At 34.7% G+C, this 25,879-nt stretch carries 23 protein-coding genes and 1 tRNA gene; 16 read left to right on the top strand and 8 right to left on the bottom strand.

Features of this window, described 5'->3' with window-relative positions:
- Nucleotides 1-127: 127 nt before the first annotated feature.
- A complete protein-coding gene (locus tag A6I66_RS02920; protein WP_067145358.1) occupies nucleotides 128-5,857 on the top strand; it encodes a BspA family leucine-rich repeat surface protein in 5,730 nt (1,909 codons plus the stop codon).
- A gap of 3 nt (nucleotides 5,858-5,860) precedes the next feature.
- Nucleotides 5,861-6,799, top strand: a complete 939-nt coding sequence (locus tag A6I66_RS02915) for a PorP/SprF family type IX secretion system membrane protein (protein WP_067145356.1) — start codon at nucleotides 5,861-5,863, stop codon at nucleotides 6,797-6,799.
- Nucleotides 6,800-6,814: 15 nt separating this feature from the next.
- On the opposite strand, the gene A6I66_RS02910 is transcribed toward A6I66_RS02915, so the two are convergent.
- From A6I66_RS02910 to A6I66_RS02895, 4 genes are all read right to left on the bottom strand, one after another.
- Nucleotides 6,815-7,468, bottom strand: a complete 654-nt coding sequence (locus tag A6I66_RS02910) for a response regulator (protein ID WP_067145354.1) — start codon at nucleotides 7,466-7,468, stop codon at nucleotides 6,815-6,817.
- Nucleotides 7,458-9,602 carry a tetratricopeptide repeat-containing sensor histidine kinase gene (locus A6I66_RS02905; protein WP_067145353.1) on the bottom strand — a complete coding sequence of 715 codons (2,145 nt, stop codon included), beginning with the start codon at nucleotides 9,600-9,602 and terminating at the stop codon, nucleotides 7,458-7,460. Before A6I66_RS02905 ends, A6I66_RS02910 begins: the two co-directional genes overlap by 11 nt.
- Nucleotides 9,603-9,911: 309 nt before the next feature.
- Nucleotides 9,912-10,478, bottom strand: a complete 567-nt coding sequence (locus A6I66_RS02900) for a carboxymuconolactone decarboxylase family protein (RefSeq protein ID WP_067145352.1) — start codon at nucleotides 10,476-10,478, stop codon at nucleotides 9,912-9,914.
- 70 nt (nucleotides 10,479-10,548) lie between these two features.
- The gene (locus A6I66_RS02895) at nucleotides 10,549-11,112 is read right to left on the bottom strand and encodes a TetR/AcrR family transcriptional regulator (protein WP_067145348.1); all 564 of its coding nucleotides are present in this window, start codon (nucleotides 11,110-11,112) and stop codon (nucleotides 10,549-10,551) included.
- A gap of 337 nt (nucleotides 11,113-11,449) precedes the next feature.
- Here A6I66_RS02895 and A6I66_RS02890 point away from each other — a divergent pair, with 337 nt between their 5' ends.
- The 5 genes from A6I66_RS02890 (at nucleotide 11,450) to A6I66_RS02865 (ending at nucleotide 19,147) form a co-directional block, all read left to right on the top strand.
- Nucleotides 11,450-12,961: an arylsulfatase gene (locus A6I66_RS02890; RefSeq protein WP_084399435.1), complete on the top strand. Its 1,512-nt coding sequence runs from the start codon at nucleotides 11,450-11,452 to the stop codon at nucleotides 12,959-12,961.
- A 156-nt stretch (nucleotides 12,962-13,117) separates the two neighbouring features.
- Entirely contained in the window at nucleotides 13,118-13,771 is a 654-nt protein-coding gene (locus A6I66_RS02885) for a hypothetical protein (RefSeq protein WP_157614041.1), read from the top strand.
- A 136-nt stretch (nucleotides 13,772-13,907) separates the two neighbouring features.
- Nucleotides 13,908-13,981: transfer RNA gene (locus A6I66_RS02880), tRNA-Ala, on the top strand.
- 453 nt (nucleotides 13,982-14,434) lie between these two features.
- Complete coding sequence (locus tag A6I66_RS02870; protein WP_067145342.1) at nucleotides 14,435-14,866, top strand: hypothetical protein; 432 nt, start codon at nucleotides 14,435-14,437, stop codon at nucleotides 14,864-14,866.
- A gap of 27 nt (nucleotides 14,867-14,893) precedes the next feature.
- Nucleotides 14,894-19,147: a phage tail tape measure protein gene (locus A6I66_RS02865; RefSeq protein ID WP_067145340.1), complete on the top strand. Its 4,254-nt coding sequence runs from the start codon at nucleotides 14,894-14,896 to the stop codon at nucleotides 19,145-19,147.
- A gap of 60 nt (nucleotides 19,148-19,207) precedes the next feature.
- Here the strand turns inward: A6I66_RS02865 and A6I66_RS02860 are convergent, their stop codons facing one another.
- The 4 genes from A6I66_RS02860 to A6I66_RS02845 all read right to left on the bottom strand — a co-directional run bounded on the left by A6I66_RS02860 (nucleotide 19,208) and on the right by A6I66_RS02845 (nucleotide 20,573).
- On the bottom strand, nucleotides 19,208-19,549 hold the full coding sequence (locus A6I66_RS02860) for a hypothetical protein (RefSeq protein WP_067145338.1): 342 nt from the start codon (nucleotides 19,547-19,549) through the stop codon (nucleotides 19,208-19,210).
- Nucleotides 19,550-19,636: 87 nt separating this feature from the next.
- Nucleotides 19,637-19,978, bottom strand: a complete 342-nt coding sequence (locus tag A6I66_RS02855; RefSeq protein WP_067145336.1) for a hypothetical protein — start codon at nucleotides 19,976-19,978, stop codon at nucleotides 19,637-19,639.
- Nucleotides 19,979-20,045: 67 nt separating this feature from the next.
- Nucleotides 20,046-20,327, bottom strand: a complete 282-nt coding sequence (locus tag A6I66_RS02850) for a hypothetical protein (RefSeq protein WP_067145334.1) — start codon at nucleotides 20,325-20,327, stop codon at nucleotides 20,046-20,048.
- Nucleotides 20,328-20,339: 12 nt separating this feature from the next.
- On the bottom strand, nucleotides 20,340-20,573 hold the full coding sequence (locus A6I66_RS02845) for a hypothetical protein (RefSeq protein ID WP_067145332.1): 234 nt from the start codon (nucleotides 20,571-20,573) through the stop codon (nucleotides 20,340-20,342).
- Nucleotides 20,574-20,716: 143 nt separating this feature from the next.
- Between A6I66_RS02845 and A6I66_RS02840 the strand changes: the two genes are divergently transcribed.
- The 9 genes from A6I66_RS02840 to A6I66_RS02800 all read left to right on the top strand — a co-directional run bounded on the left by A6I66_RS02840 (nucleotide 20,717) and on the right by A6I66_RS02800 (nucleotide 25,872).
- Complete coding sequence (locus A6I66_RS02840) at nucleotides 20,717-20,974, top strand: helix-turn-helix domain-containing protein (RefSeq protein WP_067145329.1); 258 nt, start codon at nucleotides 20,717-20,719, stop codon at nucleotides 20,972-20,974.
- 15 nt (nucleotides 20,975-20,989) lie between these two features.
- On the top strand, nucleotides 20,990-21,817 hold the full coding sequence (locus tag A6I66_RS02835) for a hypothetical protein (protein ID WP_067145327.1): 828 nt from the start codon (nucleotides 20,990-20,992) through the stop codon (nucleotides 21,815-21,817).
- A gap of 127 nt (nucleotides 21,818-21,944) precedes the next feature.
- Entirely contained in the window at nucleotides 21,945-22,286 is a 342-nt protein-coding gene (locus tag A6I66_RS02830) for a helix-turn-helix domain-containing protein (RefSeq protein WP_067145325.1), read from the top strand.
- A gap of 14 nt (nucleotides 22,287-22,300) precedes the next feature.
- Nucleotides 22,301-22,615 (top strand): hypothetical protein, encoded by a 315-nt coding sequence (locus A6I66_RS02825; RefSeq protein ID WP_067145323.1) that lies wholly within the window; start codon nucleotides 22,301-22,303, stop codon nucleotides 22,613-22,615.
- A 141-nt stretch (nucleotides 22,616-22,756) separates the two neighbouring features.
- Nucleotides 22,757-23,653, top strand: coding sequence for a Lin1244/Lin1753 domain-containing protein (locus A6I66_RS02820; protein WP_067145321.1), 897 nt, complete (start codon nucleotides 22,757-22,759; stop codon nucleotides 23,651-23,653).
- 80 nt (nucleotides 23,654-23,733) lie between these two features.
- Nucleotides 23,734-24,033: a hypothetical protein gene (locus tag A6I66_RS02815; protein ID WP_067145319.1), complete on the top strand. Its 300-nt coding sequence runs from the start codon at nucleotides 23,734-23,736 to the stop codon at nucleotides 24,031-24,033.
- A 16-nt stretch (nucleotides 24,034-24,049) separates the two neighbouring features.
- Nucleotides 24,050-24,313 (top strand): hypothetical protein, encoded by a 264-nt coding sequence (locus A6I66_RS02810; RefSeq protein WP_067145317.1) that lies wholly within the window; start codon nucleotides 24,050-24,052, stop codon nucleotides 24,311-24,313.
- Nucleotides 24,314-24,325: 12 nt separating this feature from the next.
- Nucleotides 24,326-25,042 carry a hypothetical protein gene (locus tag A6I66_RS02805; protein WP_067145315.1) on the top strand — a complete coding sequence of 239 codons (717 nt, stop codon included), beginning with the start codon at nucleotides 24,326-24,328 and terminating at the stop codon, nucleotides 25,040-25,042.
- A 296-nt stretch (nucleotides 25,043-25,338) separates the two neighbouring features.
- A complete protein-coding gene (locus tag A6I66_RS02800) occupies nucleotides 25,339-25,872 on the top strand; it encodes a hypothetical protein (RefSeq protein ID WP_067145313.1) in 534 nt (177 codons plus the stop codon).
- Nucleotides 25,873-25,879: the final 7 nt, after the last annotated feature.

Raw genomic sequence — 25,879 nt, 5'->3', positions numbered from 1 at the left:
GTGCCATAAAAAAAAATTAATCACCCCTGTTTACAGGGGGGTATATTAAAAATAATACCCCCATTTATGGTGGTTTATAGCAGTGTAGGGATAAATAGTTTTGCGAAAACTATTTATTTATTCAAATATGGGTCGTTTACATCGTCATATTCAGGTATTAAAACTTACCGTACTCCTTGTTGTATGTCATTTCATTTCTATTGTAGCATGGTCTCAGCAGCTCTACCCTGAAAATTTCAATGTCAATACATTAAATGGTACTAATGGATTTGTTATACCTGGACCTGGATTGGAATTCGGAACAGATTTAGGTATTGAGGTACAATTTATTGGAGATATTAATAATGATGGCCTAGAAGATATATGTCTCGGTAATGGTAACGAAGCAGTGAACGGTCTAGACTTGTCTGGTAGAGCATATATCATATTTGGATCTTCAATAGGATTTGTTGCTTCTTTCGATTTAAGCTCTTTAAATGGCACTAATGGTTTTGTTGTAGAAGGTATTGGATATGATGAAAGGAGAGGTTCTACAGTGGCTGGGCCTGGAGATATTAATGGCGATGGTTTTGATGATTTAATCATAGGAACTAGTAATACTTTGGCCGACGAAATGGTTATTTATGGAGCTTCCACTTTTCCTTCTAAAATGACTGTTAACGATATTAATGGTACCAATGGCTTTTTAATAGATACCCCAGGAAGTAACCATATAGCTGCTTTGGGCGATGTAAATAATGATGGTATTAATGATTTTATCATTGGTACCCCACATTGGTCGGGGGAATCATGGATAGTATTTGGACGTACCACTAATTTTCCATCAAATGTAAATGTAACCTGGTTAGATGGTATTAATGGATTTAGAACGAGCGGTTTTGCAAGTAGTAGAGACTCTTATAAGGTAGGAGGTGCAGGTGATATTAACAACGATGGTATAAATGATATTCTTATTGGGAGTTGGAATAGTTTAACAGATCCATGGAGTTATGCTTTATTTGGGAAAAGCACACCTTTTGATGCTTTGGTTGATATTGAAGCGGTAGATGGAACCGATGGTTTTCAGATTGATAATACAGGAAATGGTTTTTTAACATTTGTAGGACCCATTGGCGATGTAAATAATGATGGTATAGACGATTGTTTTTCCGAAAACAATATCATTTTTGGATCAACTAGTCCCTTTTCTGCTAAACTAGCCATTAGCGACCTGAATGGTACTAACGGATTTGTATTAGAAAATTATGTTTTATGTGCAGCTCCAACGGGCGATATAAATAATGATGGTATAGATGATTTTATTGTAGCCGGGTCTGGTGATTATGTTGTATTTGGTACCAATGCAGGCTTTCCTTCATCTTTTAATCCAACGACATTGGATGGTACTAATGGATTTAAAATACCCCTTAGCAATTCAAATGTAGGAAGACCTATTGATGGCGGTAGAGATATGAATGGCGATGGTATCATGGATTTTATTTTTGGAGATAGAGCCGCTACCAGTGGTGATGGGGCTGCCTATGTGGTTTTTGGAGGCGATCATTATGCAAACCCTTTAATCACTCATGTGGTTAGAAATTTGACTACTTCAGGTTTTACTTTTGTAGTTAATGGACCAGAAACAGGCAGCATTCATTACGCTATTTTTCCAGGAACAACGGCTCCGGTAAATAACTACAACACGATACTTTCTGGAACTGGAGCTGTAGCGCATGGTAGTTTTTTAATGGATACTGCAAATACCGATATTTCAGAAGTTATTTCATCCTTATCTCCAGATACCACTTATGATGTGTATTTGTTTTTGGAAGATGCTGCAGGAAACCAAGGCGAAATTTTTAGTGGTGATAATGTAACAACCTTAGCAGAACCAACAGCGCCCTTCATCACCACTTGGGAAACCACTACAGCAAATGAATCTATAACGGTACCTACCACAGGAACTGGTTATAATTATACGATTGATTGGGGAGACGGTACGGTAGAAACCAATCAAACTGGAGATGCAACCCATATATACACCACTGCAGGTACGCACACCGTAAGTATTTCAGGTGATTTTCCTAGAATTTATTTTAATAACACAGGTGATAAAGACAAAATACAAAGCATAGAGCAATGGGGAGATATCGCCTGGACCTCCATGGATAGTGCTTTTTACGGGTGTTCGAATATTAATATTACCAATACAAGTATTGATGTTCCAGATTTGTCACAGGTTACAGGTATGAGCTCTATGTTTAATCAGGCGTTTAATTTTAATTATGGTATTGGTAACTGGGATGTTTCAAAAGTTTCCTTTATGGCTAATATGTTTAAAGAGGCAATTCAATTTAATCAAGATTTGAGTCAATGGAATGTTTCTAGTGTAGTTAATATGGGGAGCATGTTTGCTTATGCGACATCTTTTAATCAAGATTTAAGCAATTGGGATGTATCTAGTGTAACTTCGATGAGAAATATGTTTAACGGGGCAGAGGTATTTAATCAAGATATAAGCAGTTGGGATGTATCCAATGTTATTAGTACCGAGTACATGTTTTCTCAAGCAAAAGTTTTTAATCAAGATATAGGTTCATGGGATGTTTCAAGTGTTACTAACATGAGGTTTATGTTCGGAGAAGCGACGTCTTTTAATCAGGATATAGGTTTATGGAATGTATCCAATGTTACCAATATGTCATATATGTTCAATAAGGCAGCAGCTTTTAACCAAGATATAAGCTCTTGGGATGTTTCAAGTGTTACCAACATGAGTTATATGTTTTCCCAAGCATTAGCTTTTAATCAAAATCTAAATCTTTGGGATGTCTCCAATGTTATTACGACCAAGAGTATGTTTTTCAATGCGCTAGCATTTAATGAGGAAATAGGTTCCTGGGATGTTTCAAGTGTTATTAATATGAGTGCTATGTTTACTCTCGCAGAAGCTTTTGATCAAAACCTAGGAAATTGGAATGTAGAAAATGTAACCGACATGTCTCATATGTTTTCTAGCGCAGAAGCTTTTAACCAAGATATAGGTTCTTGGGATGTTTCGAGCGTTATTAATATGGATAGGATGTTTTATGCGGTGACTTCTTTTGATCAAAACTTAGGAAATTGGAATGTAGAGCTTGTAACCGATATGAGTGAAATGTTGGCAGGTGCTACCTTATCTGTAGCTAATTACGATGCCCTTTTAAAAGGCTGGAGTGCTCAAAATTTACAATCGGGTGTCGCATTTGATGGCGGAAATAGTCAATACTGTACGGCTGAAACTGAACGTCAAGATATAATGGATACATTTGGTTGGACCATTACCGATGGTGGCAAAGTAGTATCACCATTAATAACAGCCATTAGCGATGCTAACGTGGCCGATAGTTATACGTTGCCAAGCATAGTTGGGGCAAATTTATCTGGAAACGAAAAATATTATACGCAAACCGGCGGTGCAGGAACGACATACGAAATAGGCGATGTACTAAGTTACTCCGATTTTCCGAGCTACCCCGTAACCTTATATGCTTACGATCCAGGCACGGGTTGTGGTGTATCCGAGGAAAGTTTTAATGTTACTATTACTTTAACAGATACCACAAATCCAACGGCCAGTAACCCAGCAGCCGTAAACGTACAATGTTTAGGGGATGTTCCTGTGGCAGACATTAACGTAGTCACCGATGAAGCCGATGATAGTGGCGTAGCACCTACAGTTGCTTTTGTAAGCGATGTAAGCGATGGCAATAGCAATCCAGAAACCATCACCAGAACTTATCGTGTTGAGGATGCAGCAGGAAATTTTATAGATGTTGAGCAAATCATTACTATAAACGATACCACTAATCCAACGGCAAGCACGCCCGCTTCAATTCATGTAGAATGTTCTGGCGATGTACCTTCAGTAGATATTTCCGTAATTAATGATGCTTCCGATAATTGTAGTACCCCAATTGTGACCTTCATCAGTGATGTTAGCGATGGCAACAGTAATCCAGAAACCATCACCAGGACCTATCGTGTTACAGACGTTGCAGGAAATTCAATAAATGTAGAACAAATCATCAGCATCAACGACACCACTACTCCAACGGCAAGTACGCCCGCTTCAATTCATGTAGAATGTTCTGGCGATGTGTCTTCAGTAGATATTTCCGTAATTGATGATGCTTCCGATAATTGTAGTACTCCAATTGTAACTTTCATTAGTGATGTGAGTGATGGCAATACCAATCCAGAAACCATCACCAGAACCTATCGTGTTACAGACGCTGCAGGAAATTTTATAGATGTTGGACAAATCATTACTATAAACGATATCACTAATCCAACGGCAAGTACGCCCGCTTCAATTAATGTAGAATGTTCGGGCGATGTGCCTTCAGCAGATATTTCAGTAATTAATGATGCTTCCGATAATTGTAGTACTCCAATTGTAACCTTCATCAGTGATCTTAGTGATGGCAATACCAATCCAGAAACTATCACCAGAACCTATCGTGTTACAGACGCTGCAGGAAATTTTATAGATGTTGTACAAACTATTACGGTTAACGATACCACCAACCCAGGAATTACTTGTCCATCAGATATCATCCAAACCGTGGATTCAGGGTTATCAACTGCTGTAGTAACCTTCGCAACACCTGTTGGAACCGATAATTGTGACCTTGGAACCATAACTCAAGTTGCAGGTTTAGCATCAGGTTCAGCTTTCCCAGTAGGTAGCACTACAGTAACTTTTGAAGTTAGTGATGCGGCAGGAAACAAGGCAACATGTAGTTTTAATGTGGATATCGAAGAAGAAGTTATCACAGATTGTAGCCTAAGCGATACTACCAACCCAACGGCAAGTGCCCCTTCTGCAATTCATGTGCAATGTGCTAACGATGTGCCTTCCGAAGATATTAAGGTAATTACCGATGCTTCCGATGATTGTACCCCATTACCAATAGTAACTTTTGTAGGCGATATAAGTGATGGCAATACCAGCCCAGAAATCATTACCAGAATCTATCGGGTGACTGATCAAGCAGGTAATTCTATTGATGTCGAACAAATTATTACGGTACACGATACCACCAACCCAACAGTAAATTGTGGGTCTCATATAACGCAACAAATTGCACATGGTACCTCTTTTGGAGTGATAAACTACAGCGTTCCAACGGGAGCTGATAATTGTTCGGCAACTACAACCACCCAAATTGCTGGACTAGCATCGGGTGCAGAATTTCCAATAGGAACAACTACAAATACTTTTGAAATTAGTGATGCTGCTGGAAATACGACGACCTGTAGTTTTGACGTGACTATTATTGAAGAAGCTCCTATTGTTCCGTGTGTTGTAGAAGCAGGAGACGATGTAGAAATAGACGAGGGTGATGAGGTTCAGCTTGAAGCCGTAGTTTCAGGAGTTGGGACAATAAGCTGGTCGCCGGTTACAGGATTGAATAATTCTAAAATTGTCAACCCGATAGCGACCCCAACAGAAACCACATCATACACGATAAGCTATACCAATACTCAAGGTTGTCATGTTGAGGATACGGTTACGGTTTATGTAAATGAGCAAGAAGACGATGAAACCAAATATGGTTTCTCTCCTAACGGAGATGGGGTAAATGATTACTGGAAAATTCATGAGATTGAAAAGTATCCGAGAAACACGGTTTCCATATATAACCGTTGGGGTGATGTAGTTTTCGAAGTTAGAGGCTATAACAACAGAACCACTGTTTTTAGAGGCATAGCTAATAGAAAGCGACAATTAGGAGCAGATGAATTGCCAGAAGGCACTTATTTCTTCAGTATAAACATAGAAGGTAATCACAATTTGAAAAAAGAAACAGGCTTCCTTGTTTTAAAGCGTTAATTTATGAGAAAATTATTAATAGGGATAGCACTCATGTTATCTAGCGGGATGGTATGTACTGTTTTTGGACAACAAACACCGGTATTTGCTAATTATAATTATAATACGGTGGTGATTAATCCTGCCCATGCCGGTTATTATCCCGATGCCGATTTAACCTTAACGAATTTAGGGTACTTTAATCAATTTGAAGGTAGTCCAAAGAATATCGGTTTAACTTTTAATACGCCTTTAAAATCGGAGCGTTTTGGACTTGGAGCAGGCGTATATAGCGATAAAATAGGGGTAAGTCGTACCTCCAGTGCATTTGTGTCATATGCCTATAAAATATTTTTTAAAAACCCGAATAGAGGTGGTCGTTGGTGGACTTATAACCCTAATGTACTGTCTTTTGGAATTACCGCAGGTATGGCTATTTATAATGAAAACTTATCGGAATTAAATATTTCAAATGATATAGAATTCGCTAATAATGTAGGTGCTACCATTCCAACTTTAGGAATAGGGGTGCTTTATAATCGCGAACATTTTTATCTGGGTTTATCGGCACCAAACCTTTTAAGTGATCACTTATCATCTGATGATAGCGTAAATATCGAAGTGAGTAATCCGTTTTATGCTTATGCGGGATATCGTTTTTATGTAACTCGTGCGAAGCGTTTCTTGGTAAAGCCTAGCGTACTAACAAAATATGAACCTGGCGCTCCAGCTCAAATTGAATTGAATACTATAGTTAACTATGAAAATAACTTAGAGCTAGGGGTTGGGTATAAAACCAATGAGTCCCTCAATGTTCTTGTTGGATTTCGAATCACCAACCATTTAAAGTTTGTTTATAATTATAATCAAACGTTAAGAAATATGCCTGTTAATAACACCCATGGTATTGTTTTAAGCTACCGCTTTGGTGAAGGTTTTCGTAGGTATGATAAATACTATTAGTTCGTGACTAGTGCTTTATTTTAAATCGTAATTAGTGTACCCCTTTTTTAGTGCATATTTGGTTAAACCTGCAAGGTTTTTAACCTGAAGTTTAGACATGATATTTTTTCGGTAACTTTCAATAGTATGCTTGCTTAAAAAGAGTTTATCTGCAATTTCCTGACTTGTACATTCTTCCGCGATGAGCGTAATCACATCGATTTCTCTTTGCGTAAGTGTAATGGCTTCTTGCTGTTTTTGGGAAAATTTATTGTCTAAATAAATAGCTTTTATGGCTTCAGGGAAATATTTTTCTCCGTTTACAATGGTTTTTATAGCTTTTAGAAAAACTTCTTTTTCGGCATTTTTGGGTACGTATCCATCAACATCTTGATCGATAAGGGTATTAATCATGTGCGCATCGTTATGCATGCTTACCACTAATGTTTTAATCGAGTTATGACGTTGTTTTATAATATGGTTAAGTTCTATACCATTTAATTCTGGCATCGAAATATCAGTGATAATTAAATCTATCTTCTCATTCGGGTTTACTTCTAGATATTTTACAATGTGCCTACCGTCTTGTGCGGTAAGTAAAATATGGTAATCTTTTTCATGACTAAGAATACTAAGTAGACCATCCAGGAACATTTTATGGTCGTCTACAATAATGAGGTTATAGGTCATTTTGGGCTAAGGTTTGGGTTGGGATTTCAATATTTATTATAGTGCCACGATTTATTCTAGAATCGATACTCAGGCTGCCTTTTATTTTTTTTAATCTGCTTTTTATGTTTCTAAAACCAATGCCATCGGTGGCGTTTTTAGTTTCAAAGCCTAAACCGTTATCTTCAAATAGCATACTAAGATGATCTTCAAATACATTTAATTCGAGGGTAATGGTTGATGCTTTTGCGTGCTTAATGGTATTAGCGATAAGTTCTTGAATAATTTTAAATATTTCAATTTGTATGGTCTCCATTAAAGCATCAATTTCTGCTCTAGGGTACACCGAAATAGTTGTTGTTAGGTTGCTACTGTTACCAATATTGTTAAAGTATTCCTCTAAAATGTTACTAAATTTTTGCTCTTTAAATTTTTTAGGCATTAAATTATGAGAAAGGTTTCTAACCTGCTCGTAAGTATCGTCTAGTTGTGTGCTAATCGTTTTAAATAGGGGAGCATTATCTAGATTTGATGAGTTGTTAAGCTGTAATTTTATGGCGGCTAAATTCCCGCCAATACTATCATGGAGTTCTTGTGCAATACGTTTACGTTCTTTGTCTTTTCCTTCAACAGCTGCGTTAATTAGTTTTAGTTTTTGATCTTTAATTAAAGCCGCTATTTTTTGTGCGCTAATTTCTTCACGTTGTTTGTTGAGTTCGTGTTTTGTTTGTTGTTTTTGATAATAGATGATAAGCAAGCCAATAACGAGAAGCAGCATGATTATAAACGAATAGATTATAATATTCCGAATGGTTTTTTGTCGGTTAGCTTCAGCCTGTTGAAGTTCGCTATCCTTTTTTAATATGATATTTTCGTTTTGTATTCTTTCTTTGGTATTGGTGATTTCCAGAAGCATGTTTTCATTTTCCTGCTGCTTGATTTGTTGTTTTAAGCGTAGGTTTTTTATGGCTTCTTCTTGATGTTTTAGTTCTAAATCGCGGTTGGCATTTTCAACGGTTAACAGTCTAATTTCTTTTTCTTTTTTTAGAGTTTGGTATTTAACTTCCAGAATATTGATGTCTTCATCTTTTTGGAGCTGATGAATAGAGTCTTTAAGCTGTGATGATTTGTTAGAAAAATCAAGGGCACTTTTATAATTTTCTTTCTTTGCCGCAAGGAATTTTAAGGCATTGTAAATATCCATTTCATCGGCAAGAAGCCCTAAAGTTATAGCGTCGTGTAGGGCAGATGAGAGGATGAGTTCGGCATCTTGATATTGGCCTAAATATGTGAAAATACCACCTAAGTTATTTTTTGCGGTTAGGGAGATGGTATGTAAATTAAATTCTTCTGCGATTGTATTGGCACTGGTGTATTGAGTTATAGCCTCTTCGTATTTACTTAATTTTTCATAGTTAATACCTAAATTAAGGGCAATAACGGCATGAGCTTGACTAGACTGGCTTTTATCGGCTAATTTCTTGGCTTTTTCTAGATATGAAATGGCGGTATCAAATTTGTTAAGCTGCGTATATATGTCCGACATGTTAATGTAGCTGCCCATAATAAGTTCGGGGTCGTTATTGTACTTTAGGCATTCTTTAAAATGTATTAGGGCCTCCTCGTAGTTTTCAAGAGTGCTATAGGTTAATGCTAATCCATGGATATGTGTATAATACAAATCAATTTCTTCGAATTTTTGCGTTTCAGAAATACCTTTTTGATGCCATTTTTTACTTTCATCTAGCAGTCCTTTATTCTTGTAATTTATGGCGAGAATGTTGTATGCAATGGCGTTACCACGGGCCCTTAAAGAATCGCTACTTTGTGTATTATACTTTAAGGATTGGTTTACATAGTAAATAGAAGAATCGATAGCCGTTTTATTCTTGTAATAATACGCTAAGAGTAAATTGGCCGCTGTTTTTGCGTAGCTTGTTTTGCTAGTTGCTAATAAGTGGTTGGCTGTTTTTACAATATGGGGATCACCGTTATTAAAATCTTGAAAGGCTTTTAAAACACGGGCTTTCTCCTGATCTATTATAGGAATGGTTTTCTTTGAAGCTGTTCCATCGATATCGGTATCTTGGGCAACTCCAGTTTGCGATAGACTCAGTGTCAATAATAGAATAAAGTGACTTAATAATTTAGGCATTTTTGATTTGGCTGGGGCGTTTAAAAATTCCTAAAATTAGTTGTGTTTTATCATAAACTAGTTTTCTTTAATCTTTTTATAATAAGTGTGAGGGGGCGAAATTACATGATCAAAAATAGAGTTTTTTAAATTAATGGTTTTTCGTAAGAACCAAAACCAGTTGTTTTACATTTATAACTTGGGTGTTTGAACGTAAATAGTTAATTGTATTGATAAGATAGACTGTTTTTAATGTGGTGTATGAAGGCGCTTAGGGTATAAACAAAAAGAGCCAGTTAACAAACTGGCTCTTTTTTTGAATTTTTTAAATTACTTTTCCCATGCAAATGATTGGAAGGGTTCATCAACAGGTGTTTCGGCAATACTGTTGGTATAGTTGCTTATTACCTTTTGAGATAAACCTAAAATGATTTCTAATAAATGTCTTTCATTATAACCAGCATCGTAAAAGGTTTTAATGGCGTCTTTTGACACTTTACCTCTGTTCTTAGTTACCAAAAGAGTCATATTATGCAACGCTTGAAGTTTTTCGCTAGGTAATGCTGTTTGGTTTCTTAATGCTTCAGTAATGGCATCGTCCACTTTCATTTGTTTGGCGATACCTGTATGTGCAGGCACACAGTAGTGACAACCGTGTTCTACGTTAATGGTTTGCCATACTACGGTAAGCTCGTCTTTATTAAATGAAGATTTTGAAAACAGTTCGTGAAGTATTTGGTAGCCTTCTAATAAACCTGGAGCTCCTGCTAAAACCCCGTGTAGATTTGGAATAAATCCGTAGGCGTCTAATGATTTCTGAAGTAAAGCTTTGCTACCTTCTGGCGCTGTTTCAATACTATGATTTGTTAAGGTGGTACTTTTTTCTTTTGTGCTCATAATCTTTGTTTTTAAAATTTTATTATTGTTTTATTTCTAAACAATCGTTTAGAAATAGGTTAAAAAAATATTACAGCCTTTTAAAGGTGTGTTCTATATAGTTTTCCAGTTGTGTTGGGGTAAAAACTTTCGTGGCAGAGGCGAGTCCGAACATTGCAATAATTAAAAAATCGGCTTGTTGCTCGATGGTTGCTTCGTTATTTGAGGCATCTTGTTTTAAAACATCTGCAAAAACTTGTTTGACTTCACCTGTAAAGGTTGATAGGACATTTTTTATTGCATCGTTGGCACCATCTTGTAATTCGTTGGCGGTATTGGTTACCAAACAGCCTTTGCCAAATTCGTTTTCTTTAGCAAATTCAATAAAGTCATAGAAATATTGTTTGATGCCTAGAACCCCGTTTTTCGATTGCTTTAATGTGTCAATTAAGATGTTTAACTTCTGCTTGTAGCATTTCAAACTCTCTAAAAACACGCCGTTTTTATTTCCAAAACTGGCATAAATGGAAAACTTATTAATGCCCATTTCCTTTTCAAGCATTTGCATAGACGTGGTTTCATAACCGTTTCGCCAGAATAAATTCATGGCTTTTTCGATTACCTCTTCTTCTCTATATGCTTTTTGTCTGGCCATACTTTTTTAAATACAGGACAAAACTAAACAATCGTTTAGAAATAAAAAAATATTTAACGTTTTGTTTGGTTTGTGGGGTAAAGGTGTTGCTATTCTATGAGTTTTATTTTACCAAAATGTCCATGTTTTGTTGAGGTTTTTGGAAGTTTAATAAACAAACAATACCGCTAGATACTCTTTTTAATCTCATCCTTTAGATTAGGATTTCATTATTTTAAAATTCACAATATACCTATATCATGGCTTTGGAATTAACTTTTTTGTTTCTGTGTATTAAGTTGTTGCGTTTTTTTTTTTTGTGTATATTTATTACATTAATTAATAAAATTCAATGTTTATGAAAAAAATTAAACTTTTATCCATCCTGCTTGGTTGTGGTATGGTATTTAGTGTGTATGCACAAAAAAAACCTAATATCCTTGTTATTTGGGGCGATGATATTGGCTGGAGTAATGTAGGTTTTAATAACAACGGTATGATGGGATACAAAACGCCTAATATTGACCGTATTGCTAAAGAAGGCGCCTTGTTTACCGATTGGTATGCACAACAATCTTGTACAGCTGGTCGTGCTGCTTTCGTTTTAGGGCAACACCCATTTAGAACAGGATTACTTACTATTGGAATGCCTGGTGCGAAGCAAGGGATACAAGATAATCAAGCGACTATTGCCGAAGTTTTGAAGCCACATGGTTATGTGTCTGGACAATTTGGTAAAAATCACTTGGGTGATCGTGATGAGCATTTACCAACGCAACATGGTTTTGATGAATTCTTTGGAAACTTATATCATTTAAATGCAGAAGAGGAGCCAGAAGGTTATTACTATCCAAAAGATCCAGAATTTAAAAAGAAATATGGACCTCGTGGAGTGCTACATAGTACGGCAGATGGTAAAGTTGAAGATACAGGTCCATTAAACAAAAAACGAATGGAAACTGTAGATAAGGAATTTGAAGCTGCAGCCATTAAATTTATAGAAAAAGCGCATGCCGATGGTAAGCCGTTTTTTGTATGGTTAAATTCTACTAGAATGCACGTATGGACGCACTTGTCGGATGAAAGTTATGGAAAATCTGGAATTAGTATTTATGGCGATGGGATGTTAGAGCATGATGCTGCTGTAGGACGTGTTCTAGACAAATTAGAAGAATTAGGTATTATAGATAATACGATTATCATGTATTCTACCGATAATGGTGCAGAAAAATTTAGCTGGCCTGACGGTGGTTCTACACCTTTTGCAGGTGAAAAAGGAACGACTTGGGAAGGTGGTTTCCGTGTACCATGTGCTATCCGTTGGCCTGGTGTTATCGAACCAGGAAGCGTTTATAATGACATCTTTTCTCATGAAGACATGATGCCAACATTAGCTGCTGCTGCAGGTGAACCTAATTTAAAAAAGAAAATGTTAAGCGGGTATAGTGCAAATGGTAAAACCTTTAAATCTCACTTAGATGGGTATAACTTACTACCATATTTTAAAGGTGAAGTTAAAGAAGCACCGCGTAAAGAAATTTTTTATTTCGATGCTGCAGGTAACTTAAACGCGATACGTTATAAAGACTTTAAATTGCACTTTACAATTATGGAAGGTGCCATTAATGAAGCTTATCGTAAAACGCCTAGCTGGCCGGTTGTTATTAATTTAAGAGCAGATCCCTATGAGGTTTCATATACGTCTGGATTATACTTAAAATGGTATGCCGAAAATATGTGGATGTTTGTGCCAGCACAACAATTGGCTACAAATTTCCTTTCTACATTTAAAGAATACCCTCCGGTTAAAGGTTCTTCATTGTCTATTGATGAGGTTGTACAAACAATGACATCAAAACCACAAAATTAAAATAAATTCTAGTTAATATTTTTTAATTTAAAGAATGTAAAAGGGTAGTCGTCCAATAGGTTGACTGCCCTTTTTTACAAAAAATGCTAAAGCTTAGTGCGAACCAAGGTAAATGTCACTTGATTTTAATCCTCATTTTTAAAAACCTGTATCAACATGATGAAAAAAAGTATCTACATAATTATTTGTTTATTATTTATACAAATAGGTACAGCTCAAGATGCTAATAACCCTATAGACCCAAGTCCTACTTTTGGAATCTGGAATCGTTTTTATGGCGACGATTATTCGCGATTACAGATACTAGGAAACATAACCTTAAACAAATGGTTTGTTAGAGTTACGGCAGAACAGCAGTTTAATTATAATTCGGATAATGAATTTAATGGCGCCAATTTATTAGTAGCCAGGTTATTTCAATCTAAAAATGGAAAGCATCAATATGGTGTTGGTGGTGTGGTTAGTTATATCCACAACAGTGGTATGGCCGGAGGTGTTAATTTCGTTTCTGTAAGTAAATTTGGAGCTTGGAAAGCGATTACTTTAACAACCCTTCAAGGTGGCGACGATATATTTACTATGGAATTTCAGCCAGGTTTGTATAAGGATTTCGATAAAGGTTGGTATTTTAGAAGTCATCCGCGTATGTTATTCAATTTTGTTAACGGACAGCATGAAGTGCCTTTAGGTGCTGGTATAGGTAAAATATTTAAGCCTTCAAATACGGTTTTTAACCTCTTTTTTGAGCCTCAATACGATGTGGTAAATGGCAGGTGGATGCTCTATACAGGGCTTAAAACATTGTTTTAATTTGTTAATATCCGCTGAATTGCTAGAGGTTGTTTAAATCTATTTACAAGAGCGAATTTTTGTCATAAAAAAATGTGATGTAATTACAGATAATTGTATACTTTTACAAGGTTGTTTTAAACAACATATTAGTATTGGGGATGTAGCTCAGTTGGCTAGAGTGCTTGACTGGCAGTCAAGAGGTCACGGGTTCGAATCCCGTCTTCTCCACTAGTAATAATAAGGCTTCATAGGGTTTTACTCTTTTGAAGCCTTTTTTATTTGCCCACAATTTGCCCGTTTTTTTTTGAGTTAATTTGTTTTTTTCGTCAAAATTGGCGTAAAGTCTAAGTCTTCTTTAAATCCAAACTCAAACATTCTTTTACGGGAATCTGTAAAATCCAATCCAACTACGGAATTAACTAAATTTTTTAACGGTTCGAAGCGCATCTATATTTTACATTGTTACTAAGTAAAACATTTTAAAAGATCAACTATTATGTTATTAGGAAACGATATTAACAGAACTAAAATTCAGGCACACAAATTTGAAGATATAACTGAATGCAACACTTTCATGCAAAATCAAAGTAGCCGTATTATTCAATTTGAAACTTTTTATAATCCAACCTTAGACAAATGTGTTTATGTGATTTTGCTTAAGGTAAATATTGATAGTTAAAAATGGCTGGATTAAAACCATTATTTAACAGATCTCAGGTTCAAGGGATTGTCGATCAGTTTAAAATTGACACTAATAATAAGTTCATTCTCGCTTTGAAATACATGGGAGAAGAGTTTGTTAGTGAAGCAAGATTGAAAGGGAATTACAAAGACAAAAGCGGAAACCTTAGAAGCTCTATTGGTTATATCATTTTGGACCATGGAGAAGTAGTTGAAAGTGTTTTTAATGGAAAGAATAAAATAGGACGTGACAAAGGGGAGGCGTTTGCTACTGAAGTTGCATCTAGTTATCATACGGATTTAGTTCTTATTGGTGTAGCTGCCATGAGTTATGCCGCTTATGTAGAAGCTAAAAACTACGATGTAATTAGTAGTGCTGCTGCAATAACCCGTAAGAGTGATTTGCTAGCCTTCGTATTTAAAGATTTTTAATGTAGTATAATAAATTTTGATTTTAATATGCCTATAGTAAGCGGAGATAACTCGTTGTATTTTGCAACAGGAATTGATACAAAGGGACTTGAGTCTGATTCAAAAGATGTTGTTAACATAGTTCAAAGTCTATCTAGTAGTATCGCTAAAATAAATCCTTTTGCAGCTTTGGCTGTTGGGGCAACCGTGGCATTCTCTAAAATTGCCGCCGATGCTTATCAGTTAGCCAAGGGATTTGAAAACGCGATGAAGGAAGTTGAAACAATTTCTGAGGCTACACAAAAGAACTTTAAAGGCATTTCCGATCAGGTATTCAATCTCTCTAGAATTAGTCCAGACGGACCAGAGAAACTGGCCAAAGCATACTACCAAATTGTTAGTGCTGGTTATGATGGTGCCAAAGGTTTAAAACTATTAGAAACAGCTACCAAGGCAGCTACAGCGGGTGTAACCGATACCATCACGGCAGCCGACGGAATAACAACCGTTTTAAATGCTTTTAAACTAGATGCAGAAGAGGCCGAGAATGTTGCCGATATTCTATTTAAAACCGTTCAATTAGGTAAAACTACTTTTTCAGAATTAGCTTCAAGCATGTCTACCGTAGCGCCAATTGCGGCATCTGCGAACATCGATTTCAATCAAGTAAGTGCTGCTATTGCTACATTAACAAAACAAGGGGTACCAACCGCCCAGGCAATGACTCAAATTAGAGCTGCAATTGTGGGAGTAAATAAAGTTTTAGGTGACGGGTGGAGCGAAACACTAACACTACAAGAAGCTTTTGGTGTACTATCTGATGAAGCAAATGGAAGTCAAGTAGAGCTACAAAAAATGGTTGGTACCATTGAAGCTGTTGGGGCTATTTTAGGTACAACGGGGAAAAATGCTAAAGGGGCGGCCGAAGATTTAAAAGCGGTTTCAAACGCTACCGGAGCGGCGTCCGATGCAACAGATAGAATGTTGTCCTCAAACACGAATCAATTACAAATTCTACAAAATAGAATTAAAGCATCTACAAAAGGCATTGGTGAAGTTGTTTTAACCATGAGCAACACTATTGCAAAAGGGCTAAATAAAGCTTTAGAAGAGGGCAATAAATTAGAGAAAAGCTACAACCAACAGCGTGAAGAGTTATTCAGACTTAGAATCGCTTTACAGTCTGTAAACGAAGATAGTGCCGAGCGTGCAAAAATTGTAAGAGAAATTATTAACTCTTATCCTGATTACCTTAAAGGCATAGATTCTGAAACAGTTTCTAATGAACAGCTTTTAACAGTTCTAGACCAGATTAATAATGCTTATAAATTACGATACAAATACGAAAAGAGGCAAAACGAATTAAGAGAAGCGCTTAATCTTCAAGGAGATATTGAGTTTAGTATCGAAAACTCTCAAACTAAATTTGATAAACATTTAGCTAGGTTGCAAGTTATTGCAAAAGATAGAGGCATCACTTTCGACCTTAACTACGAAGAGTCAGACACAAACATCTTAGCTGCTGTAAAAGAACAACTGCAAGGTGTAGAAGGAGCTTTCGATCAAGTTCTAAATTCTGGTGACAAAGTAAAAAACACAATTAAAGGGTTTGCTCAGGAATCAGTAAATAATCTTGAATCTCAAGTAAACGCTCAATTTGGCTTAAATAAACAGCTTCAAGTACAAAGTGATATTGTTCAAGAGTTAACTCAAAGAAATGAAAAGCTAAACACCGCGCAATGGAATAATGCGAACAATCAAGTTGAAGCCTTAAAGCGTATTAGAGAAGCTTCAGATGTTTCAGAATTATTAGAGTTTAGTAATTCCACATTAAAAGTAGTTCAAGATGCATACAAGGCACGTAAGGATGTTTTAGAGCAGTTAACCAATATTGGCAGTATAAATGATTCCGAAGGACTAGCAAGTTATTTAGAGTCCGAAAATGAAGAAATTAGGAAAGCAGCAGAGAAACGAAAAGCTATTCTAGAATTCAAGCCAAATATAAAACCTGAAAATGATTTAAAGTCTGAAAACGACACCTATCAAGATATACTAGACAGCCGAAGAAAACAATATGAAGGCTATCAAAACTATATCGATCAATTAGGAAAAGAAGCGGCTGATGCAGAATATAAAACCTTATTAAAACAAGGTGATAATTTTGCCGAATTCCTAAGAAATCAATTAGATAAGTTTAAAGACAACGAGGCCAAAAAGAAGCAAATTATAAATACTGCTGCGAGTAGTGATGTTGATTTGATTCCGAAAACCCCTTTGGATTTATCGGCTATTGAAGCTATCGAGGAGAAAATAAATCTGATTAGAGAAGAAATTGAGAAGCCAATTTTCCTTCCAGAATTTAACCTTGAAAAAATTGCAGACGACAGAAATGATAAGCTTAAAAAGGCTGATGAAATAAGAAAATTACAGCTTGAAAAACTTTCTAAATACACTCAAGAGCTTGACGAAAAAACCATAAAAAAACGTGCTCAAAGCATCAATAAAGAGTACGAAAAGCAAAAGAAGGATATCCTTGCAGATACAGCCACTTTATTAAAAAACATTCCAGAAGATGTTCTAGATTCTGCATTGCTTAAAACAGATTTAAACTTCCAAAACTTAAACGCTGCTACTTTAGGTCAGTTGAGCCAAATTGAAGATAAAATACAGCAAATAGCATTAGATTCTAAGGAGCTTATAGAATTAGGTTTTGATGAAAGTCAGGTAAATCAACTTCTAGAGGTTTTTGATGAGTTGAAGAATAATAACCTAGCAAAGATAAATACCCAGGAAGCTCAGAAAATAGGTGATTATTTTTACGAAGTTGGAAGTGTAATGTCTCAAGCAGGTGATGACATTACGGCCGCAGTTGGTAATATGGCAGTTCAATTAGGTAATGCTATTGCCGTGATGGGAGATTCAAGTGCAGGAAGTCTTGAGAAAGCTTCAGGCTTAGTGGGTCTAATCATTCAAGCCGGGGGCCTAATGCAAGAGATCGGCACCCAAGATTTCAATAAGGAATTGAATGCCCAAAAACAAAATAACATAGCCTTAGCCGATCAACTAAGTATGGAGGCTAAAATTAATGAAATAAGAAGGGAACGCCTTGATATAGAAAAAAACTCTAGTGCATTCTTAGATTCTTATTACAAAACTGATTTTAGTGATGCTTTACAACGCCAATTCGAAAGCGAAAAGCAATTAGTTAAAACCATGGAAACGTTGTCTAAAGAGGGCATATTTTCGGCAGAGGGCGTTGGTGACAGATTGTTGTTTGGTACTAAAACCGAAAACAGGGATTTCTCTATTGAAGATATTTTAGGCGATGTTTTTATACCTGATTTCTTTACAACAGACCCTTTTAAGGATGGTAACGTTGCAGCTTCAAGATTTTTCGACCCGCTTTCAATCTTTGGAGGTTATTCAGATTTAAATGTTTCACAAGATGCATTGAAAAAGCTTCAAAAATCATTTGAGAGCACATTGTCTGCTATGGGTAAAACTTCGGCTGATATGGCTAATTTTTCAACTGAAGAGTGGCTAGATTTCTTTGTAGTAATGGATGAAGCTGGCCATATTACAGATGAAGGAACACGTCGCATGCTTGAAAATGCAAAAGAAGCATTAAACGAATATAACGATGCTGTAGATGAAATGAAAAACATCATTTCTGATTTTGCGGGGCAGTTAGGGGATGATCTTTCTGATGCGTTAGTTTCTGCATTCCAAGAAGGTGGTGATGCTGCCGAAAACTTTATGAGTTCGTTAAACGATGTGATGAATAGACTATTCCTAGAAGAATTAAAGAATAGTTTTTTTAAGCAGTATTTTGATGATTTACAAGAAGATATGGCGGCGTCTTTTGAAAATGGTGGAGATCAAAGTTGGATAGATGATATTCAAAGATTTTCGGAGGCAATTAATCCCGCTATCAATCCTGCTATTGAAGCTATGGAAGCGTTTAATAAAGAAATGAAAGCTTTAGGTTTTGAAGGGTTTGAAAGTTCGGAAAGTACACCCGCAGGACTTCAAGGGGCCATACGAAGAGAGCTAACCGAAGAAACGGGTAGTGAATTAACAGGGCTTTTTAGAGCACAACATGACATTACTAAATATCATTTTGAATTAGCACAACAGCAATTAGGTATTATGAGGCAGGATTTTTCTGTTCAGCAAAGTATTGAAGTGAACACTGCAAATACGGTAGTAGAGCTTATTAGAATTTCAGCAAAATTAGATGTGATATCGATTAACACAACCCCAGACCAAACCTCAAGAGATTTAGGCCTAGGAGGAGGATAATCAAATTGAAATAAATGTTTTTTAGATTATTAAATCTAAGTATTTAATAAGTGCGTAAAATCAAGTTTTATGAATGTTGTTGGCATCTCCTTTAATAAGGTCATTTTGAATCGTTCTTGTTGAGATAAAAATCATTTCGGATAGGTCGATAAGGATTTCTTTAACCATTTTATTGTTTTGGTGTTTTAATTGGTACCATTCAATAAATAGCCTCCTTTTCTCTAACATTCTTTTACTTCTTTGCATTATTTCAAGTTCTTGGTTAATGTTATGCTCTCTTAAATAGGTTTCAAATTCTCTATGCAATTCAATTATAATTTCAAATTGAGCAATTAAAGCACTTGGAGATGTTTTTATCTCATGCTTATCTATGTAGCTCTGTACGTGTTTTAAAATACTCATTTTTTTAAATTAAAATAATCTCATTTACTAAAAATTCATCTACATTAAACATACTTGTCTGTTACATGATTAGTTTTTAAATAATGATTACAAATCAAGGCCTTTCTGGATTTCTTCATCATGGTCAGTCACTGGATAAATAATATCCTCATACATCATAATCATGCTGAAATCATATTCATACTCGACCTCATCAAAGTTTATTTTAGCCTCCATTTCAAAGATCGATTTTCTAACTACGGACCATTTTTTACCTAGATTATAAATCAGGGTTTCTTTTAAAAGTTTGCTGTATTTGTCATCAAACTCATTTAATCGCTTAATGAGGTACTCAGAGCATGATTTGGTGTGCTGCTGTAATGAAACAACCTCTCCATTATTAAGGGTTAAGGTTGCTTTGTCTAAAAGATTTTCTATTGTTGTTACCATGATTTTTAATTTAAAAATTGTGTATTTGTGTTTTGCGATGAGGTTGTAAAGTCATAATTGTAAAATTTTACTTTTTAAATATTGTGTTGCTTAGAGAATCTATTTTGGTTGAAATAAATTCTAGCTTTTTTATTATTTCATCGATAGAGTTGCATTGCTTTGTGTCCAGGTCGACATACTTTCTTAAAAGCTGTTTAATATCTGGATAGAACCATCTATCTTCAAATACAAAAGGCCTTAATTTTGAGGTCTTTTTATTCTTCTTTTCTCTAGTTTCTGAAAAAACTAAAATCCATGAGTATTGATCTTTTTCAATTCTGTAATTCTCAGATAATTGTATTGGTGCCATATTTATAAAGTATTAAAGTGTTACGCATCCAGTTGCAGCAGCTGCAGATAGGTTAAATGTTTTCCATGGCTTAATTTCAAAATCGTTTATACTTTCTTTAGGCCCGAAAAGCTTTAATGCTTTCTGAAGCTTATAAACCCCCCAAGCTTTTTTTAAACAAGTTGAAAATGATTCTCCTGTTCTTTTCTTTGCTGCGTGTGCTGCCTTAAAAATTTTACTTCTAAATGATTTTAATGTGTTTTCCATAATTATTATACTTATATATTTAACTTATTGATGCAAATATAACTCATAAATATAATAATAAACAAATTTTATTCTACTTTTTTGTTTAATAGACTGTATTTAATTAAACTATTATGTTTAACTTTGGCGAAAATTAAAGTAGTATGCTAAGAATAAAACAGATTTTAAAAGAGCAAGGTAAATCACAAATAGACCTAGCTAATGAGTTGAAAATGTCAACCATAGGGGTAAACAAACTTATAAATGGTAATCCAACTTTAGAAACATTGCAGAAAATCGCTAAAGCTTTAAATGTTGAGGTTATTGATTTATTTGAAGCTAAACCAGGAAATGAGGCGCGCGAACTTTACATAAAAGAAAATGATAAGTATAAGCCTATAGGATGGATTAAGGATCTTTAAAAATAAATTGAACGTATGGACAAAGTAAATTTATTTGTAATTAAACACTTAATTGAAATTACTCAGGCTTATAAACTATCTAAAATTGGTATGCTGGGAGACCTTGAGATTGATAATAATAAATTCCCTTGTTACAACACTCTATATCATAGTTTAATGTTTATAGATACCTCTAAACAAGATGAAGGAATTTTGGAATTGTTGGTCTCAAACGGTTTTGAGTTAGATAGATATAAAAAAGCATTTGCAGAAGGGTTTTCAGAAGGTGTTGATTCTTTCAATAATGAAACATTAAAAAAATCATGTTCAGTAAAGCCGATACTTACTGAGGAGGCATTTGTTGATAGTAAATTAAAGAATGATCAGCTTGTTTTAAGTGCTGAGGTGTTTAAGTATTACGGCCAGTTAAGCGGAATTAAAAATGCTATAATCAAATATAAGACAGAAAAGAAAGGACTGTTTTTAGAGGCTGAAATTGAAGAAACGGATTCAGGTAAACAACTTTTGCCAGCTGTAAATGTGGATTCTAAAACAGCACTTAAACAAAAATTAAAATTAAGTGACTTGATAACACATGAAAAAAGTACCGAAATTGTTGAAGGTGTAAAAGTTCAGTATAAGAATATCAAAGGAAAGGGATTGAAAATATTGCTATTAGCATTACAAAAATTAAATTTATTGCCTGAGGAACGGATTGCTAAGAAGTTTCATGATTGTTGTAAGGTTGAATTTGACTGGGATATAGCTAGTTATAACGCGATGAATGGGCATAAATTTAATGACCTTACGGATTTTGAGGAATTAGAAAAAAAGAAACAATACATTAAATCTATAATAAAATAGGCATGTTGTACAAACTTGTATTTTCTTGTTTGCAAGTTTATACAAGTGAATATCAGCAAGTTACAATATAAAAACTCCATAATTTAGCATCAGATTATTATTAACACCAAATAAATCTGATATAATTATGGAATATGAATTCTCTCACAATGATTTACCTGCAGCCGTTACACTTTTAAACAAGAAGGTTGACAAATTAACTAGCATGTTATTTGCTAGACAGGAATCACAACCAGCTACTCAAGCTGTTGAATCATGGAAAGATCTAAATTGGCTTTTAGATTACGATCCGGAAAAACGCGCTAAATCTACATGGTATTCTAAAATATCACGTAATGAAGTGCCGTACTACAAACGAGGTAAAAAAATCTATTTCTTAAAATCTGAGATAGATGAGTGGTTAAAAGGCGGAAAGGTAAAAACAAACGCTAATATCAAAACCGATGTAGATAATCTTCTATCTAAATAAAAAAGGTCTGAGATATGAAAGACCATAATAACAGACCAGATTTTAACCACTGGCAAGATACAAATAATCTTCCAGTCACTTCACAAATAAAACGCGTCTATAGTTCTTTTTATGAAGCACCTAAGACTATGTTAATGGTGTCTATGGAAACTAGAATTTATAGGGCCTCAATATGCAGATATGTTGCACAATTGAAAGATGAAAATCTAATTGTTGAGGTTAGAAAGGGGTTTTGTGAAATTTCTAAAGCTCCAGCAAATTATTACAGTACAAATCCGAAGTATTTTGAAGATGATGATGAGTCTCTAAAGGAAGTAGCTAATGAATAACTCATTAGAAGCATTAAAGGCTCTCAAATACGCTAATTTAAAGGCTAAACATCCTTGTAATGCCTGAACACGCTATACCTAAACCAAAGTACACCTTAAATATGGTCTTGATTGGTATGTGGAATTTATAAAACAGTAGAAATGGCTAAAAAAAATAAAGATTTAAAAGCGGTGTATTTCAGTCATGATTGTAACGCTAGAAATGACGAAAAAATAATTTTGTTACGAATGAAACACGGTGCCTTGGGGTATGGTGTGTATTTTATGCTTTTAGAGCGTTTAGGATCATGTACAAACTATGCTGCTAAATTAGATTATGATTTAATTGCTTATGAGCTTAGAGAAGATTCTGAGGTGATTAAAAGTGTTATAGAAAATTTTGGTCTATTTGAGATTTATAAGGATAAAACATACTTCTATTCTAAGAGCTTTATTTCTAGGATGGCATTTAAAGACAGGGATTCAGTAAACGGAATAATAGGGAATCTTATAAGATATGGTCACGCTACTAAGGAACAGTTATACCAGCTGTCAAATGATGAAATTATAGCACTAAATAACAGAATAAAAAGCAATAAGTCGGGGGCGAACTCGGGGGCGAACTCGGGGGGCGATCGCAATAAAGTAAAGGAAGTAAAGGAAGTAAAGGAAAATAAAGAGAGTGAATTAAAGGAAGTAGCTGAAACCCCTAAAAGTGATGTAGACAAAATTCCCGCTCCCGTTTCTGATGATTTAAATTTTGAAAAAGAACTAACGGCTTTACAAATCCTCAAAAAAGAAAAACAACAAGAGCTGGACATCCTTTGGTCTCAAAACCACAAAAACATCAAGGACAAAAAAAAGCTGGTGGACACCTTCAACAACAAAATGGAAATTGAATTAAGCCAAGGCAAAATTGATTTTGTAGCAGCTCAACTCATGCCCAGATTTAAAAATTTTGTGATTCAGTGGACCTCAAATAGCCAAAGGGAATTAAACAACCAAAAAAACGGCTCAAATGAAGCCGATAGGATGTATAGCAAAATGAAAAGGCTTTAAAATCAATCCTAACACCAAAATAAGCCCTTTGATGAGGTTTTTATGAAAATGAACTACTAACTAGTTAATAAATTATTTTAATGGATTTAAATAAGCTTAAAAAAAAGGTAAACGTTTTAAAAGAAAATATTTATAGAGACCGAATACTTAATGATATAAATGATTTTGTTTCTAAAATAGAAGAGGTTAGAAAAAACCCTGTAAGCAGGGCAATTGTAGATATTCCAGAAGAGCAAATTGAGAACCTTGAAAACATTTTTACTCTTTTAAATGATGGCAGAAAGGGAGTTGTAAGAAGCTTTATAGCAAGACATAAAAAAAATAGGGCTGAGAAATATCATAAAGTCCTGAATACAAACATTAGTAAATCTTTAAATTAAATAACAATTAGAAACCATGAGTACAAAACAGAACGAAGCACAAACACTTTTAAACAATTCAAAGTTGATTCCAGAACCACTTAAAGCAAAATGGATATCACGAATTAATTTTGAAAGTGAAATATCAATCGAAGACCAGGTTAAAGCCTTAGAAACCGAAGCGGCCGAAATCCATCACAGTATTACTGGTGGTTATCCGGAAGGTTATGGAGCCGAAACAAATGAAGATGAGGTTTCATCTGATGATGTTGCAAATGCAGTTGTTAACAATTTAATTTAATATACTAATGTAATGGCAGTAACAAAAGAATTTAAAAGAATCCTATTAGATGAGGATAAAAAACATCTTTCAAAAATTGTAAATCAAATAGAGAAATTTCGACCTCTTTTGCAAAAATTAAAGGAAAAATTTGAGGGTTTAGACTTAGGTATGTTAACCGATGAAGTGTATCAGGAGTTAGTATCTCAAGGCAGTAAAAGATTAGCTCAAGAACATTTAAAAAACCTAAATGCACAATGTGAAAAAGCTGGTATAACTTCTCAAATAATTAAAGAAGGGTTTTATAAAACGAGTCAGGATCAAATTAATCAATTAAATGATGTTTTAGGGAAACTGAAAAACCTTAGACCGATTGATATTAGTTCGGCAACTAATTTTAATGTACCAGCATTACGTCCAACTGATATTTATTATAGCCAAAAAAGAGATTTGTTTATGGTGGGACCAGAACAAAAGGAAAAATTATTAGAGAAGTATTGTAGGGTTTATATTGAAACTGAAAAGGAAAAAACAGCGGTAACAGCTTTAGAGAATCTAGTAAAAGCTTATAACGAATTTACAAGTATTACAGATGGATCTTTATTGAGATTCTACGGCTTAAAAAGTTTAAGTAGTTTCGTTGTTGATCATATTGAAATAAATGCAGGAAACAGAGCTGCAAACAATAAGGTTGAAGTCTTAAAAGAAGCTAAAGTCAAATCAAAAGATTTAGTTTTAGCTATGGTGTAATGATTAGATATTTATAAATAATACCAATGCTTAAAAAAAGATTCCTACACCTATAAAACTTCCTAGGGTATTTTAAACTTTCCGACGTATTTAAAACAAGAGCCCAACGAGCTGCTAGGGGGTTATTTATCAAAGATGTTAGTGCAAACTAGCATCTTTTTTTTGTTGATAATTGTTGATTTTATTTTGAACTTTATTTGATGGCTATTTGATAGCTCAACAAAATATTGATTCTCAAGTTTGGGAAGCGATTGTGATCCGTTAAAAATGTTTAAATTGTTCAAAATTTTTGAGCTATGAGAATTGGTGTATTGTATTTTGTAACCTTGCTATTCATTTGTTGTTCTTGTCAGAGATTTGAAGAAGATCATTTGATAAAAGATTTAGTGAGGAATCATTTAGAAAGAACCTTGTATAACCCTGAAAGCTTTGATGAGGTAGAATGGAGTATTATGAGAAATTATCAATTTGGGTATAAAGATACACTCAATGAGGGCACTCCGTTATTTGTAGATTTCAAAGCCACTGAGGGAGCTGAAAAAGAAAATGGAGTTGTTAAGTTAATAGAATTAACCTATAGGGCTAAAAATGATTTTGGCTTATTAATTTATGGTAAATTATACGCGATATATTACGATCAGATTCAGGTAATTAATTTTGAAGATGCCTCTTATTCTGTAGAACTTCAAGACTATTTACCTCAGAAAAAAATAACATCTAAAGCTAATCCTAAAAAACAGTTTTTAAGCAATGAATATTACATGTTGAATAACGGGAAGGGTACTTATAAAGGGTTTTTGAAAGTGTACCCAGAGTTTGCCTTAGATTAATTTGAGC

It is taken from the genome of Pseudotamlana agarivorans, from assembly GCF_001642835.1.
In the GTDB taxonomy this organism is placed as follows: Bacteria; Bacteroidota; Bacteroidia; order Flavobacteriales; family Flavobacteriaceae; genus Pseudotamlana; species Pseudotamlana agarivorans.
This window is presented reverse-complemented; position numbering and strand designations above follow the sequence as displayed.